At 69.6% G+C, this 14,319-nt stretch carries 19 protein-coding genes and 1 pseudogene; 10 read left to right on the top strand and 10 right to left on the bottom strand.

The genetic code is table 11. The annotated features are described in order from the left end of the window. Positions 1–83 precede the first annotated feature (83 nt). Positions 84–314 (bottom strand): annotated as a pseudogene (locus tag ACIQK6_RS41415) (IS481 family transposase); the annotation flags it as partial. On the opposite strand from ACIQK6_RS41415, the gene ACIQK6_RS41410 reads away from it, so the two are divergent. Then, entirely contained in the window at positions 256–459 is a 204-nt protein-coding gene (locus tag ACIQK6_RS41410; protein WP_329108320.1) for a hypothetical protein, read from the top strand. The pseudogene ACIQK6_RS41415 and the gene ACIQK6_RS41410 sit on opposite strands and share 59 nt — an antisense overlap. Positions 460–478: 19 nt before the next feature. On the opposite strand, the gene ACIQK6_RS41405 is transcribed toward ACIQK6_RS41410, so the two are convergent. Next, complete coding sequence (locus tag ACIQK6_RS41405) at positions 479–1,204, bottom strand: dienelactone hydrolase family protein (RefSeq protein WP_329107326.1); 726 nt, start codon at positions 1,202–1,204, stop codon at positions 479–481. A gap of 467 nt (positions 1,205–1,671) precedes the next feature. Between ACIQK6_RS41405 and ACIQK6_RS41400 the strand changes: the two genes are divergently transcribed. Continuing rightward, complete coding sequence (locus ACIQK6_RS41400) at positions 1,672–1,845, top strand: hypothetical protein (RefSeq protein ID WP_329107324.1); 174 nt, start codon at positions 1,672–1,674, stop codon at positions 1,843–1,845. 170 nt (positions 1,846–2,015) lie between these two features. On the opposite strand, the gene ACIQK6_RS41395 is transcribed toward ACIQK6_RS41400, so the two are convergent. From ACIQK6_RS41395 to ACIQK6_RS41380, 4 genes are all read right to left on the bottom strand, one after another. Continuing rightward, positions 2,016–2,651, bottom strand: coding sequence for an SMI1/KNR4 family protein (locus ACIQK6_RS41395; protein WP_402697582.1), 636 nt, complete (start codon positions 2,649–2,651; stop codon positions 2,016–2,018). Between the two features lie 389 nt (positions 2,652–3,040). Then, a complete protein-coding gene (locus ACIQK6_RS41390) occupies positions 3,041–3,451 on the bottom strand; it encodes a Rid family hydrolase (RefSeq protein ID WP_329107320.1) in 411 nt (136 codons plus the stop codon). Between the two features lie 216 nt (positions 3,452–3,667). Beyond that, positions 3,668–4,087 (bottom strand): hypothetical protein, encoded by a 420-nt coding sequence (locus tag ACIQK6_RS41385; protein ID WP_329107318.1) that lies wholly within the window; start codon positions 4,085–4,087, stop codon positions 3,668–3,670. A 250-nt stretch (positions 4,088–4,337) separates the two neighbouring features. Next, a complete protein-coding gene (locus ACIQK6_RS41380) occupies positions 4,338–4,808 on the bottom strand; it encodes a hypothetical protein (protein ID WP_402697580.1) in 471 nt (156 codons plus the stop codon). A gap of 116 nt (positions 4,809–4,924) precedes the next feature. On the opposite strand from ACIQK6_RS41380, the gene ACIQK6_RS41375 reads away from it, so the two are divergent. Both ACIQK6_RS41375 and ACIQK6_RS41370 read left to right on the top strand, forming a co-directional pair. Then, positions 4,925–5,191: a hypothetical protein gene (locus ACIQK6_RS41375; protein ID WP_329107314.1), complete on the top strand. Its 267-nt coding sequence runs from the start codon at positions 4,925–4,927 to the stop codon at positions 5,189–5,191. Between the two features lie 13 nt (positions 5,192–5,204). Beyond that, positions 5,205–5,375, top strand: coding sequence for a hypothetical protein (locus ACIQK6_RS41370; RefSeq protein ID WP_329107312.1), 171 nt, complete (start codon positions 5,205–5,207; stop codon positions 5,373–5,375). 110 nt (positions 5,376–5,485) lie between these two features. Here the strand turns inward: ACIQK6_RS41370 and ACIQK6_RS41365 are convergent, their stop codons facing one another. Next, the gene (locus ACIQK6_RS41365; RefSeq protein WP_329107310.1) at positions 5,486–6,046 is read right to left on the bottom strand and encodes a hypothetical protein; all 561 of its coding nucleotides are present in this window, start codon (positions 6,044–6,046) and stop codon (positions 5,486–5,488) included. A 193-nt stretch (positions 6,047–6,239) separates the two neighbouring features. Here ACIQK6_RS41365 and ACIQK6_RS41360 point away from each other — a divergent pair, with 193 nt between their 5' ends. The 4 genes from ACIQK6_RS41360 (at position 6,240) to ACIQK6_RS41345 (ending at position 7,917) form a co-directional block, all read left to right on the top strand. Next, the gene (locus ACIQK6_RS41360; RefSeq protein ID WP_402697589.1) at positions 6,240–6,398 is read left to right on the top strand and encodes a hypothetical protein; all 159 of its coding nucleotides are present in this window, start codon (positions 6,240–6,242) and stop codon (positions 6,396–6,398) included. Further along, positions 6,347–6,802, top strand: coding sequence for a transposase (locus ACIQK6_RS41355; RefSeq protein ID WP_402697577.1), 456 nt, complete (start codon positions 6,347–6,349; stop codon positions 6,800–6,802). The genes ACIQK6_RS41360 and ACIQK6_RS41355 overlap by 52 nt, the downstream gene beginning before the upstream one ends. 208 nt (positions 6,803–7,010) lie before the next feature. Then, a complete protein-coding gene (locus tag ACIQK6_RS41350) occupies positions 7,011–7,715 on the top strand; it encodes an SDR family NAD(P)-dependent oxidoreductase (protein WP_402697575.1) in 705 nt (234 codons plus the stop codon). 22 nt (positions 7,716–7,737) lie between these two features. Then, positions 7,738–7,917 carry a DUF6480 family protein gene (locus ACIQK6_RS41345; RefSeq protein ID WP_329107306.1) on the top strand — a complete coding sequence of 60 codons (180 nt, stop codon included), beginning with the start codon at positions 7,738–7,740 and terminating at the stop codon, positions 7,915–7,917. Positions 7,918–8,372: 455 nt separating this feature from the next. Here the strand turns inward: ACIQK6_RS41345 and ACIQK6_RS41340 are convergent, their stop codons facing one another. From ACIQK6_RS41340 to ACIQK6_RS41330, 3 genes are all read right to left on the bottom strand, one after another. Beyond that, complete coding sequence (locus ACIQK6_RS41340; RefSeq protein ID WP_402697573.1) at positions 8,373–10,283, bottom strand: helix-turn-helix domain-containing protein; 1,911 nt, start codon at positions 10,281–10,283, stop codon at positions 8,373–8,375. A gap of 154 nt (positions 10,284–10,437) precedes the next feature. After that, positions 10,438–11,826, bottom strand: coding sequence for an MFS transporter (locus tag ACIQK6_RS41335; protein ID WP_402697571.1), 1,389 nt, complete (start codon positions 11,824–11,826; stop codon positions 10,438–10,440). Positions 11,827–12,189: 363 nt separating this feature from the next. Continuing rightward, positions 12,190–12,468, bottom strand: coding sequence for a tyrosine-type recombinase/integrase (locus ACIQK6_RS41330; RefSeq protein WP_329108296.1), 279 nt, complete (start codon positions 12,466–12,468; stop codon positions 12,190–12,192). 92 nt (positions 12,469–12,560) lie between these two features. Between ACIQK6_RS41330 and ACIQK6_RS41325 the strand changes: the two genes are divergently transcribed. Continuing rightward, complete coding sequence (locus tag ACIQK6_RS41325) at positions 12,561–13,202, top strand: nucleotide disphospho-sugar-binding domain-containing protein (RefSeq protein ID WP_329107300.1); 642 nt, start codon at positions 12,561–12,563, stop codon at positions 13,200–13,202. A gap of 581 nt (positions 13,203–13,783) precedes the next feature. Continuing rightward, positions 13,784–14,278, top strand: coding sequence for a TspO/MBR family protein (locus ACIQK6_RS41320; RefSeq protein WP_402697570.1), 495 nt, complete (start codon positions 13,784–13,786; stop codon positions 14,276–14,278). The last annotated feature ends 41 nt before the right edge of the window (positions 14,279–14,319 follow it).

Here is a 14,319-nt window from a genome sequence, read left to right as displayed (position 1 = left end):
CCCCGAACCATTCCCCTTGCACCACGAGAACGAGTCTGGCCCCACCGCTGACGCGGCGGGGCCAGAACCCAACATCTTCATCAGTTTCCTAGGCGTTCGCGTTGGTAGCGGCGTATGACGCGGCTGGTGGTCCTGTCCAGATGTGTCAGGCGGGCGATCCGGTAGCGGACCAGGACACGGTGAAGGGTGGAGGCGGGCACGTTCAGCAATCCGGCGATGCGGGCCGGTCCTCACCAGCGGGTGAGACGGACGTTGATGATCCGCCGTTCGGTGCGGGTCGCCGTCCGGCGAGGGCTGTGGTGCGGGCGGGAGGAAGGCCTGTCCCCGCTCAAGCACCGTAACCTGCACCTGCTCGGCCGCTACTGCGTAACCGCCTCCACCCCGGCCGACGGCGCCCGGCGGCCGTTGCGAGACCCGGACGCGCCCGAACTGGACGAGGGCGACAACGGGCAGGAGTGAGCATCAGGAGCCGATCGGATCAATCCGTGATCGGCAGACACTCGGCGAGCAGGGCGACGATGTCACGCCAGGCTCGCTGTGCGTGCCGTGGGTGGTAGCCGACGCCGGGAGGCACGGTGTGGTCGACCGGTGGGTGGTGGAAGGCGTGAAGGGCTCCCCCGTAGACCGTGAGGCGCCAGTCGATGCCCGCGGCCTGCATCTCTTCGGTGAACGCGACCCGTTGCGCGGGCGGCATGATCAGGTCTTCCGAACCGACCCCGGCCCACACCGGGCAGCGAATGCGTGCCGCCTCGCCCGGTCGGCCCGTCGTCAGTGCGTTGACCGTCCCAATCGCACGCAGGTCGACGCCATCGCGACCGAGCTCGAGTGCGACTGCGCCCCCGGTGCCGTAGCCGACGGCGGCGGTCCGGTCGAGGTCGGCCCGTGGTTCGGCGCGCAACACGTCGAGCGCTGCGTGACCGATGTCTCGCATCCGGTCAGGGTCGGCGAGCAGCGGCATGCACCGGGCCAACATTTCCTCTGGGTCTTCCAAGTAGCGTCCGCCGTGGAGGTCGAAGGCCAGCGCCACGTACCCCAGCTCGGCCAGAGCCTCGGCCCGGCGGCGCTCGACGTCGCTGAGCCCCACCCCCTCGGGTCCGATCAGGACGGCGGGCCGAGGCTCGGCGCCGGCCGGGAGCGCGAGGTATCCGATCATCGTCAGGTTGTCGGCCGGATACTCGACCGTACGGGTGGTGACCGTCGTCATGGGACTGAACGGTAATGACTGTTGCGCCCCCATCGGGACGGTGTTCACCGATGGCAGATAGCAGATAGCAGATAGCAGATAGCAGTCTGTGCCGACTACGTCACCCGGACGCGTCGGCGGCCTGTTGGCCGACAATGGCAGGCTCAAGCGGTCAGCGCATCACCGCTGTTCAGGAACCTCCGCCCGGGTCCGCGGCTACGTCGCCGACATCACCACGACCATCGCCCCCTGGCGGCCGGGAGAAGCCCGTCGCCGAGTTTCTCCACCGGGCCCGTACGGAGCTGGTCCTGGTCTCGTGAAGCGCAGCAGACATCGCCGGCGTGATGCCACTCGCCGACCGCGCCGGGCACAGCCGCGGCAGCGGCAGCGGCACCCCCAAGGCCTCCGTCAGTCAATCCGCCGCCACCCCGCACCCATCGGGCCCCGCAACGCCGCCCGCACCTGCTCCGGGTCCGGAGCCTCCGCCAATGCACGCGACCACCGACCCCGCCCGACATCACCGGGAGGGACCGGACCTGAACCGGTCGCCCACCGCCACGCCGCGTCCGTACCCGCTGCCGAAGCCCTGGCTGCGCAGCTCGGCCACGCATGAACAGGGCTCCGTGTGGCTCATGGTGGCCCTCACGCAACGTCGCCTCTGAGCGGGAGCCCCGTGGGCCCGTCCCCGAATCCTCCGATACCGGGCCCGTAGGCGCATGGCGTCCGAGCGCAGGATGGCGAAGATCTCGAGGAAGAAATCTCGGGCTATGCCGGAGGGCACCGGGGCGACAGTCGGCGGTGCCCGGGTTGCTTCCCAGGGGATATCAACTGTTCATCCCCCCTGAGACGTCGGGGCGGGCGCGAGAGGGAGTCCGTTCAGTTCGGTCTCGCCCTCGGAGGACCACCACAGTTCGCCGTCAGTGGTCAGGAACGGTGCCCACGGGCCGACCGTGCCCCCGTGGTCGAGTACGTCCGCTACATCGTTCAGGTAGGCGGAAAGCGACGGCCATCCGTCGGCGAAAGACGCCGTTTCATCATGAGCCGCGCTTCCTACCCGGCCTTGCTGTGGGCCCTCGCGCATGTCGATCACCTGCGAGTCCCCGTCACTCTGGGCCCACGGGATCCACTGCGGATGCCACCAAGGCTCGCCGCCCTCCTCGTGCGGTTCGCAGAGGTCCGGGTCGTCCCCTGCGATCTCCACGGACATGCGCCAAAAGGAGACGATCTCGGCGAGAGGTATCGGGGGCTGCTCCGGAAGGATGTTGGCCCAGCTGACGAGCCCGTCATGACACCCCAGCGATTCCAGCAGGTCTTCGGGGAAGCGAACGGCCATCTCGACTTGCACCCTCTCGACCTCGTCGGGATTGGCAGGAGGAGCGAGAAGCCGGGCGGAGGCCGGAGCGTGTGTGCGAAGCCAAGCATCAATCCGGGCCCATGACGCCCGAACTGTGGAAGAGGTGAGGGACATGGGCAAAGTCTGGAGCATCGCTCTGACAATGAGTCGGTGAGGCCTGGCCATGTCCTCATCGGCGGCGGTGAACCGGGCCCGGTGTACTTCGAGGTCGGGAACGGCCCGAACGTGCCCACCGCGACGCACTGGTCGACCTACGACGGCCGCCACCGCCGGCCAGGCGCCGACGCACTCCGGGCAGCGTGCGCCTGCGGATGGCGCGGTGTCGCCGAGTACCCGCTGGACTGGGATGCGAGCGCGCCCTCCCGGACCGACCCCTCGTCGGCGCCGTGTCTCCGACGGTGCGGCCCTGCACCCAGCACACCGCCCTCGGCCGCCGCCCGCGCCAATCCGGCTCCCGCTTCCCTGCGCCGTGGGCGCGGTTCGATACCTGGAGACGAAGAGCCTCAGTCGGGCAGCGCCACGGTGAGGTCCACTTCAATGAGCTGCCCCGTGAAGCCTAGTTGTGCAACACCCAACAGTGTGCTGGCGGTGGTGAACGCCGGCCCCAGAGCTGAGTCGGTGAGCCGACTCCAAGCGGAGCCCAGAACGCCCCTGTCGTCGCTCCGCACATAGATCACCGAGCGCACCACATGTTTCGGCTCGGAATCGACGGCAGCCAAGGCAGCGAGTGCGTTTGCGACAACCTGGTCGACTTGCGCCTCGAGCGATCCGGAACCGACGAGGGAACCACTCCGATCGAGAGGGCACTGCCCCGCGAGGTAGGCCGTACGACCGGTCTCGACCACGGTGATGTGGTGATAGCCGGGCGTCTCATGCAGCTGCGCAGGGTTGATACGAGTGATCTTCGCAGTCATGCTCACGAGTTTGACCGGCTTGCTGCCGGTGCGCATCGCGATTTTGTTCCACCGGGCAACACTCGCGGCGACCAGAAAGTTGAAGAACGAGCTCAGCGGGTCAGGGACACGTCCTCCTTCTGCTTCAGCAGCGTGGCATGGGCAAAGGGAATCTGGTGGTCGGGGCGGTTGTCGTGGTCGTTGTCGCCATAGAGGAGAACGTCCTGGAACGGGTGGTCAGGGACTGCTGGAGTACGCAGACGTCGGCGGCCGCCCACGCCAGGGCCGTTTCGAGGTCGCCGGTGAGATCGTCCAGGGCTGTGCCGTCGTCGGGGGCGCTGAAGTCGTCCTCCTCGGCCGGCCGGCGGCCTCGTAGGCGAGGGCGGCGTAGGTGTCCAGTTCACGGGGGTGCAGACGGCGGCCGCCGATCGTGGCGCTGGCCGCCTTGCACTCGTCGGCGTGCGCGTCGTCGGAGTCCGCGTCCGACGCCCAGACCCGCTCCAGCTTCCACTCCCGGCGCGGCGGGAGCGCGGCTATTTGCTGCTCCAGTGGGGACAGGACCTCGTCGGCAAACTGGGCGTAGTAGGCGGCGGAGTCGAACCGGTGGACCTCAAAGTCGGGTGCCCAGGCCAGCAGTGGCCGGTCCAGCTTCCGCAAGGCCTGCAGAGTGAGTTCCCGGTCGGTGGGAACCACGGCATCACGCCCTGAGTCGTGGCCTGCGCTTTCTGCGTCTCCAGTCCCATCCGCATGACTGCCGATCTCACCGCCCACCCGCCTACCGAATGGCACAGTGCCTGAACTTCACCGGAACCAGAACGGCCGGGCACCGGTCCTGGTAGGGGCCGCGACCGTGGCCTCGGCTCAGAGATGGGGCGATCGCGTCGGCCGGACAGACGGTGGGCGTCCCTCAGGGGTGACGATGGCTGTTCGCGTACCGGCGGGTGGCGGTCTCGCTCGCACAGAGCGCGGTCGCGACCGTCTCCATCGGGATCCGGCCGGCCTGCACCGCCGATGCCGCGTCCGCACCCACTCCGGCGATCAGGTACCTCAGGTCCGCGAGGGCCTTCAGTGTCACGAGCAGATCCGTCACCGCCGCGGTCTCCAGGTTCTGTGTCAGGGCGGTCAGCAGGGTGGTGACAGGTTCGGGGAGGGGAACGGCGGCGTCGCGTACCACGGTGAGGTGGGCCTTGAAGTCCGTGATCGGCCCGGCCAGGTCGACGTCGGCCTCGTACAGGGGCGTCTGGTCGTCGAGCACGGTCCAGTCGAGCGAACATTCAGCGGCGCCGCGCCATCTGCACGCGCAGGCACCGCGCAGGAGGGCGGCCTTCGGGCGGCCGAACCAGCCGTCGTACGCGTGCCACGCCGTCTGAGACGGCATGTGCGCGCCGCTGCCGACGTCGAAGTGCACCGGCCCCGGCTCGCTGCCGTCCTCCAGCAGAACCCCGACCGAGCCTGTGTGCGCCGTTCCCTGGTCCTCAGCGGCTGATCCACGCCTTGCACAAGCCCGGCTTCGACCGGGTACGCGTCATGGACCGCATCGGGCTCGCCGCCGCGCTCTTCGACGAGGGCGAGGCCGAACGCGGAGCCCACCCCGCCCAGCAGGCGCTCGACGACGCGGCCAGAATCGACTCCACCCTGGTGACCTCTCGGCTCAACACACTGCTGCACGCGGCCCGCCCGTACAAGACCACCGCGGTCAACGACCTGCGGAACCGGGCGAGGGATCTCACCGCCGCGCGTCCGACCACGGTCGCGGCCTGAGACCATCGAGCACATGGCCAAGCACCGCCGCCCGCCGCTGGACATCCACCGGCGCCACCGGCCCGTGCAGGGCGGCGCCGGCCACCCCTGCCCCGACGAGCCGCGCGTCCTGGAGGAATGGGACGGCTTCGATCACGAACCCGTCGGCCAGCCCCGAATCTCGCGGCGGCTCGGGAGTGGGTGAACGAACTCCACGTCGGCAACGGCCCGGCCACGTGATCACCTTTTCGGCGGTGCTCACGACTCCGTATGCCGGGCCGGTCCCAGTGGTAGAGACAGTGCGCAGCGTTGCCGTCATCTGTCCTGCGCGGTCAGAAGCATGACGAGGGTTTTGGGGCGGGTGGTGCCCAGCGCGACGGCCACCGCTTCAGTGGACATGCCGTCGTCGCGGACAGCGGCGGCGGCCTCCCGCCCGACCCGGGCGGCGATCCGCTCCACCACTCCCACGGCGCGCAGCGCGGCCAGCGGTTCGGGCAGCGGCACCGCCTTGTCGCGAACGAGACACAGACGGGCGGTCCAGTCCGAGAGTGGTCCGGTGAGGTCGAGGTCCGCCTCGTACAAGGGGCGGTCGCCGACCGTCGCCCAGTCCAGCGGGTACTCGGCGGCCCCGCGCCAGCCGCACGCGCACACCGCACGGAAGGCCTCGGCGCGCGGTCGACGCGAGCGGCCGTCGTAGGCCGTCCAGTGCATCGTCGACGGCACGTCCGGGCCGCTCCCGATGTCGAAGTACACCGGACCCGGCTCAACACCGCCGATCAGGACGCCCGCCGCGCCCGCGTGCACGTCTCCGAACTCCACCGTCCACCAGTCCCACTCCACCAGCACACCACCCTTCGACGCGTTCCTGCCGGCCACTCTGCCCCGCCCGCACTCCCGCCCACCCGCCGGGGAATCCAACAACGCATTCAGTAGACCCGCCCGCCCGCTGTGGTCAGCAGCAGCCCAAGGGATTTCGACGCGCCCAGAAGGGCCTCGGACACGAACGGACTCAACGCAACCCCCGCACCGGAGCATTTACCCCAGCGACAAGAAGGTCTTCGACAAGCCGATGCCCAACAGCAATCCGGAACTGCGGGCCGTCTTCGTCAAGCTCAAGGCCAAGTTCGCCACCGTGCTGGTGATCGTGGACCGCCCGCATCGGTCAGAGCTCTGCCGTTGCCCGTCGCCCGGAACGCGGGCTGCGAAGTCGCCTACCTGCCCGGACTAGCGATGCGGCGGATCGCCGATCTCTATCCGGGCGAGGCGCAAACCAATGCGAAGGACGCCCGGTCATCGCGGACGCCGCCCGCACCATGCCGCACGTCCCTGCGCTCGCTGGAGCTGACCGACGAGATCACCGCCGAGATCACGGTGCTGACCCGGCTTCGACCAGGGCCTCGCCGCCAAGGCCACCCGCGCCAGCAACCGAATATGCGGCCTGCTCGCCCAGTTCCACCCCAGCCTCGAGTGCGCGCTCGGCCCGCGACTGGACCACCCCGCCGTCACCTGGCTCCTCGAACCCCGGGCACGCGGGGAACCGGGTCGCCGCAATCCCCACACGGCTTCGCGAAGCGGGCAATTCGATGCACAAACACTGCAAGTTGTCGTGTAGGCCGGTGGTGGTCAAGCTGATTACCTCGGAGCTGGACCTTGACCTCCGCTTGGAGGGCTCATGCTCCGACGCCACGAGTTGCCCGTGCGTCTTCAGCTTCCTGATGGCCCTGTGTCACGACCTGCGGAGAGGCAGCGGTCTCCCGTCCTCGGATCGACGCCTCACACTCAGGGCCCATTCGACTCCTGGAGCGCCAAGATGATCACTTGTGAGTCCGAGGCACGGCTGTTGCTGGTCGGCGCGACCGGAGAGGTGGGCCGCCTGGCGGCATGGGAGCTGCTCGGCCGTGGCGCCCGCCTCGCGCTCGCCGGGCGAAATGAGCGGGGCCTTTCGGAGCTGGCCGCACTGACGGGCTGCCCCACCCACGTGCTGGACGCCTACGACCTCGATGCCTGCGCCGAAGCGGGTCCTTGGGCGCTGTCCGCGCTCGGCCGCCTCGACGGTGTCCTCGTGACCGTCGGGGTCGCGGGCTTCGGGCCGGCCGCCGAGGTTCCGAACGCCGCCGCCGAGCATCTGATGACCGTCAATGCCCTGTGCCCGATGGCCGTCCTGAGAGGTGCCGTATCCGCGGTCCGTGATGGCGGCTTCCTGTCGGCCGTCAGCGGGGCGATCGTCAACGCCCCACTGACCGGAACCGCGGACTACGCGGCTTCGAAGTCGGCCTTGGCATGCTGGCTCGGCGTCCTGGCACGAGAGGTTCGCAAGCGGCGCGTCGCCGTAGTGGACGCTCGGCTTCGGCATCTGGATACCAGCTTCGCTTCTCGCGCCATAGTGGGCAGCCCGCCACCCCTTCAGCAGGGCGCCGACCCCGCCCTCGAGGTGCACGCGCTTGTCGACGATCTTCTCGGGCGCCTTGAGGATCCCTCGACACCTCGGATCTCGGCCGCTCCACAGCGGGTGGGATCGGCGACACCGTCCGCTCGACCCAACTGAACTGACAGCCACGGGAGGAATCATGTCCATACCGAAGGTACCGCCGGAAGAGACACCGGAGGTGGAGGGCTCGATAGCCTCTGCTCACCAGGAGCGTCCGGACGGAGGGCTGTGGGAGCATCCCTGGGCCTTTCTGGGCCTCATCGCCTTCGGGGCGGTGATGGTGGCCGCCTTCTTCGTCGTCCGCATCGTCGGCTGGTGAACGAAGACCCATCGCAACGGTCTACCGGCTGCCCACTGTGATGCCCCCGGAGGGCGATCGCAGATGCACTCCACACGGTACGAGGGGCCCCGGGCGCGGGGCGATCGCCGCCCGAGGGAGATCCCGTCGCTGAAGACCTGGTCGGCGGAACGGGACTCCAGTTCCCCGGTCGTGGCGGCGACCGGGGCGACTTCGGCATGGCTCCCCTGAGAGGAGCAGGACGACGGCAAGGGCGAGAACGGACGCGGCGGCGCGCTCGGCTGCCTGCCGGACGGGGTTCGGGACTCATGGAGAGCCTCCAGTGCTGTGCGGGGGATGGGGGGAGGGGGAAGACGAACGGGGACTACCGTGACCGTAGTGCGCGGCGGTGGCGGACATGGATGCGGCAGACCTCCGCGATCCATCCCGTGCTCGTGGGTGTTCGCGACCTGGCATCGGCTACCGGCCGGCACCGATCAGCCCTCGCCGGCGGGTGACACCTCGTGGACGCGCAGGGCGAGCTGGATCTCCAGGGAACGAGCTGGGTCCTGCCAGTCCCGGCCGAGCAGCCGGCCGATCCGGTCGAGGCGCTGGACCACTGTGTTGACGTGGAGGTGGAGTGCTTCGGAGGCCCTCGCCTGGCTCATGCCCGCGGCAAAGTAGACGCGCAGGGTGTGCAGCAGTTCGGTGCCGCGGCGGGCGTCGTAGGCCAGGACCGGGCCGAGGATGTGGTCCACGTATCCGGTCAGGTCGGTCCGGTCGCCGAGCAGGACCCCGACGAAGCCGAGGTCCGTCAGGGCTGCCCCTTGCCCCTGGTGGCCCAGCGCGCGCAGCGCGACGAGGCACCGCGCGGCCTCGTCGTGGGCGGCGGAGAGCTCCTGCGGCCCGGCGGCCGGGCCTGCAGCTCCGACCGTGATCGGGGTGGCCAGGGACTGGCTGAGCTGTTGGGCCAGGCTCTTGGCGAACGTGCTCGGCCCGTCACCGGGACACATGAGGACCACGTGATCCTGGTGGAGTCCGGCCAGTCCGCTGTGCGCGGCTGCGGTTCGGGCCGTAGCCGCGAGCAGTTGCTGCCGGGACGCCTGGTCCCCCTGGAGGACGAGCACGCTGTGGGGGCGGCCGAGGTCGACTCCAAGCCGGCGGGCCCTGGCCGTCAAGGTCGGGCCGCTGACGCCCGGAGTGAGGAGGTCGCCCAGGAGTTCGCCCCGTACCCGGTCCTCGGTCTCCGCCACTGAGCGGCGCAGCATCAGCAGGAGCGCGGTGACCACGGCCGCGCGTTCGAACAGTCTGCGGTCGGCCTCCTCCAGATCGGCCCGGCCGGTGAGGGAGATGCTGCCGAGGAGTTCAGGGCCCGCCAGGACCGCGCACACCCACACGCCGTCGTGCGGGACTGCCCGGCCGTCCGCCCGGGACGCGGCGACCGCGTCCGTGTCGGTGTGCTGGGGGTCGGCTCCGGCGCGGGCGAGTTCGGAGCCCTCGGCGTCGTGGATGACCGTTCCGCCGCGCAGCACCGTCCCGATCGCGGCGGCCACCTCGGCCAGGTCCCCGCCGCGCAGTACCAGGTCGGTGAGCCGGTCGTGGGCCTCTTCGGCCCGGCGCATCGCCTGGTGGTGGGCCTCGATGGTCCGGGAGGCCGTGTTGAGTTCGTCGAGCGCGTTGCGAGTCTCCTCCAGCATGCGAGCGCTGTCGATGGCGATGGCCGCGTGGTCGGCCAGTGAGGAGAGCAGCGCCACTTCGTCGGGGGTGAAGGTACGTGGCGTGCGGTCCGCGGCGTACAGCACGCCGATGACTTCCGCGCCCAGGCGTAGCGGTACGCCGAGGATGGCCCGTAGCCCCTCGTCGAGCACAGCGCTGTCGATGGCGGTCGTGTGCACGAACTGCTGGTCGTCCTGGTAGTCGTTGGTGGTGTAGGGGCGGGCGCATTCGGCAACCAGCCCGCCCAGGCCCTCGCCCAGACCCAGACGGACCCGTTGGAAGGCGGCCGAGACCGAGCCGTCGGTCACCCGTATGTAGGTGTCGCCGGCCTGCTCGTCGTTGAGCGAGAGGTAAGTGACGTCGGTGCCGAGCAGGAGTTTGGCGCGGTGCACGATGGCGCGCAGGACCGCGTCGAGGTCGCGCAGCGCGGCCAGGTCGCCGGCGGTGTCGAACAGGGCGGCCAGTTCGGCCTCCCGTCGCCGGTGTTGACCGAGGGTCCGGCGGACACGGAGGGCCACGTTCACGGCGTCCTCGATCGCGGCGTGCTCCCCGGCCGGCAGGTTCGCGGCGCGGGCGCCGGCGGCCAGTGCGCGGATGTCCTCGGCCGGAGCACCGCGGTCCAGCAGGTCGAGAAGGCCTCGCAAGGAGGTCCAGGCGGGCCCGGTTCCCTGCGGTTCGGTGGAATGAGGCATCGGGCGATCGTCTCCGTGGTGCTGAATGGGGTGACGCGGCGGGCGGGCCGGTGATCGCGTGCCCGGGTGGAGCTGCCCGCCGTACCGCGCCATCGGCAGGACGGTGGTGGGGCGGCGGCGGTGGGGCGGGCAGCGGGTCGGAAGTCGTGGGGTGTCAGCCGATGGTCTGGATCGGGTCCCCGCTGACGCGCTCCTGAGCGGGGAGCGTACCGGCCGGGTTGTCCTCTTGGGCCAGGCTACGGCCGCTCGTCTCCTTGGCGATCACCACGGTGACCGCGGTGATCAGGACCGTCGCGCCCAGGTAGAGCGACACCGGCATAGCGGAGCCGTAGTCATGGAGCAGCGCCACCGCGATGATCGGGGCGAGGGCACCTCCGATGATCGAGGCGAGCTGGGAGCCCATGGCGGCGCCGGAGTAACGGACCTTGGTGTCGAACATCTCGGAGATGAAGGCGGCCTGCGGCCCGTACATCGCGCCGTGCAGGAGCAGACCGATGGTGACCGCGAGAGTGATCACGCCGGCGGACTTGGTGTCCAGCAGGGCGAAGAAGGCGAACGCCCAACCGGCCATGCCGAGCGCTCCGATCAGGGTGACCGATCGACGGCCGATCCGGTCGGAAAGGGCCCCCCAGGCCGGGATGGTGACGAAGTGGACCGCGGAGCCGATCAGCACGGCGTTCAGGGCGATGCTCTTGGAGAGTCCGAGGTGAGTGGTGACGTACACGAGGAGGAAGGCGGTGAGAATGTAGTAGGCGATGTTCTCACCGAGCCGGGTGCCGATGGCGGTGAGCACTCCGCGCCAGTTCGTGCGGAAGACCTCGGCAACCGGCGCCTTCTCCTTGACGCCCACGGCGGCCTGGGCTTCGGCCTTGGCCCGGGCTTCGAGGAAGACCGGGGATTCGGAGACCGACACGCGGATCCACAGGCCGATGACGACGAGCAGCCCGGAGAGCAGGAAGGGGATGCGCCAGCCCCAGGCGAGGAATGCCTCGTCCGACTGGAAGGCGGCCAACAGGGCGAGGACTCCCGTGGCGAGCAGGTTGCCGCCCGGTGCGCCGGCCTGCGGCCAGGAGGCCCAGAAGCCGCGGTTCTTGTCGTCGCCGTGCTCGGAGACGATCAGGACCGCGCCGCCCCATTCTCCGCCAAGCGCGAAGCCCTGGATCAGACGGAGGAGCGTGAGGAGGATCGGAGCGCCGACGCCGATGGAGGCGTGGGTGGGCAGCAGGCCCATCGCGAAGGTGGCGCCGCCCATCAACAACAGACTGAGGACCAGCAGCTTCTTACGGCCGATCTTGTCGCCGTAGTGCCCGAAGACGACTCCGCCCAGGGGACGCGCGCCAAAGCCGATCGCGTAGGTGAGGAACGCGAGGAGGGTACCCACCATGGGGTCGGTGGTGGGGAAGAAGAGCTGGTTGAAAACGAGGGCCGCGGCGGATCCGTAGAGGAAGAAGTCGTACCACTCGATGGTGGTGCCGATCAGGCTCGCTGCGACGACTCGGCGGATTCCGGTTGACGATGGTGCGGTTGTTGCGGGGGAGGTCATGTGCACCACTTCCGGGGTCTGCGGGGACGTTTGGTGTGGCCATACCGTAGAAGCCCGCAGGTCGGCAGCGTATGTGGCGGGACATCACATTCAGGCGCCACCTTGTGTCCCCAACCACCACATCGCCGCCTTGGACACCTCGAAGGATTCCGGAACCCCCGGTCGACGCCTGCCACAAACGCGTGGATCAGCCCGTTTTGCACCCTCCGTGGTGGCTCCCGTGCTGGTTCGGTGCTGACCCGAAAGCCCTTGTCAGCACCCCTGGCAACCTCTCCCGTGCTGGTTCGGTGCTGACTACGCAGCGTTGAACTCGGTCATTCATGGGCGGATCGGATCGGCGCATCGCGATGGCGCCACCGGGCGTCAGGCCGCTTGGACCACGGCCTCGAACTCGAGCGGCAGGCTCAGCTCGGTCTCGCGTGTGAAGACCGAATCCATCAGGGCCCTCAGCCGTCCCGGGGCGTCCGGCATCACGTGCGCGTACGTCTCGTGGGTGATGCGTGGATCCCGGTGCCCGAGCCACTCGGCCATGTCCGTCACCGGTACGCCCTTGGACAGTCCCGCCGAGGCGAAGAAGTGGCGCAGCCAGTGCGGGGTGATCTTCCTTGTGATGCCTGCGCTCTGCTTGGCTTTCCGCCACAGACGGTCGACGAGCGAGACAGTTCATCGCCCGCCACGCGCCACACCGACCCGTACCGAGCCGGGCGTTCACTCTGTGCTCTCCACACGCCGTCGTGCTGAACTATCCCCGGTTGAACTGGCTGCCCCCACGCCCCGAAGGCCCGGACTACGTATTCACCGGACACCTCACCCCCACCGGCACACTCGACCCGGGCCCCTTCTGGAACTCCGAAGTGAGCCGCCTGCGCCAGGCCGGCCGGCGTCTGGTGCTGGTCGCACTGGGGACGTTCCTCTCGGCCCGGCGGGACGTGCTGGAGTCGGTGACACGCGGCATTCTCGCCGAGCGCCCCGACACTTCGGTGATCGTCGCAGCCGGGGACCAGGCCGAGGCACTGGCGGGTCTGGCAGGCCCCCGGGTCGCGTTGGCCGCGACCGTACCGCAGCAGGCACTGCTCCGGCAGGTGGACGCCATGGTCCACCACGGAGGCAACAACTCCTTCACCGAATGCCTGGCGGCCGGTGTGCCCGCCCTCGTGCTGCCCTTCTCCAGCGATCAGTTCTCCGTCGCCCACGACGCCGAAAGGTCCGGAGCGGGCCTGTGCCTCGACCCGCACCGGCTGGACCCCGAGAGAGCAGGCCAGGCGGTCTCCGCACTTCTGGACGCCCCCGGGCGCGGCGTCGAAGAACTGCGGCGGCACGTACGCCTGCACGGCCCCCGACGAGCCGCTCAGCAACTGACCGCCCTGATGGCCTGACCCGAGGTCGAGAAGATGGCGGGTGAGCCGGCGGGGCAGCCGTGGCACAGGACGGCTTCCGTTGCCAACCACGCGAAGCTCTGATCTCGCGGGGAGGGATTCAAGGTGCACGAACGGTGCGAGGTGCGGTCGGATGGTCGGGGGGTCGGCGCCGGACGGTTGAGGAGAAGGTACGACCTCGTCTGGCGGCGGAGCTACGAGAACCCCTCCCCCGGATTCGCCGCCATCGCCGGGTTCCTTGCCTTCTACCCGTCCCGAGTGGATCACTGCCGAGTCGGGGACGAGGAGGTGGTCGCGCAGCCGGGAGACTTCTACGGGGGCTGGATCACTTCCGAGATCAACGGGCCTTTCAAAGGCCCGCCGGGTACACGGGGGTGGTGATGCCCGACCGCACCGCTGTCGGACGGTCCCGGCTGGCGCATCCGGCAGCGGCGCGGCAGGAGAAGAGGAGGCAGGCAGCAACGAAGCTGTGTCCGCGCGGAAGAGCTGCCGGCCCGCGGCGGACGCAGGTCTCGCTGCACGTCGGAAGTCATCGAGTACACCGGGAGACAGCCGTGGCACACTCCGCGACACCAGCACCGATGCCTGCCCCGGCCCGCCCGCACGGATCGAGGCAGTGGTGGGCCCTCGCGGGCTTCCTCGCCGTGAGTTACGGCGTCGCGGCACTGGGAGCACTTGCCTCCGCCGATGCGGGTGAGGTCTATGCGGCGCTGGTCCGGCCCGGCTGGGCCCCGCCGGCCTGGCTGTTCGGGCCCGTCTGGACCGTGCTGTACGGGATGATGGCGGTTGCGGCCTGGCTGGTCGGGCGCCAACCGGATCGTCTGCGCGTGCGCCGGGCCCACATGTGGTGGTCGGTGCAGCTCACCCTCAATCTGGCCTGGACCCCGCTGTTCTTCGCGGCCCGGCAGTTCGGGCTCGCCCTTCTGGACATCGTCCTGCTGCTGGCCGCGCTCGCCACCACGGTTTTCCTGTTCCGGCGGCTGAGCCGGACCGCTGCGCTCCTGCTCGTCCCCTACCTGTTGTGGGTGGCCTTCGCAACCGTCCTCAACGCGTCCATCTGGCAGCTGAACCCGTGAAAGTCGAAGAGCAGCCCCTGACACCGCCTGTGGTCGGCATG

Source organism: Streptomyces sp. NPDC091682 (assembly GCF_044756625.1).
In the GTDB taxonomy this organism is placed as follows: domain Bacteria; phylum Actinomycetota; class Actinomycetes; order Streptomycetales; family Streptomycetaceae; genus Streptomyces.
Note: the sequence above shows the minus strand (reverse complement) of the source record. Positions and strands in the feature narration are given on the sequence as shown.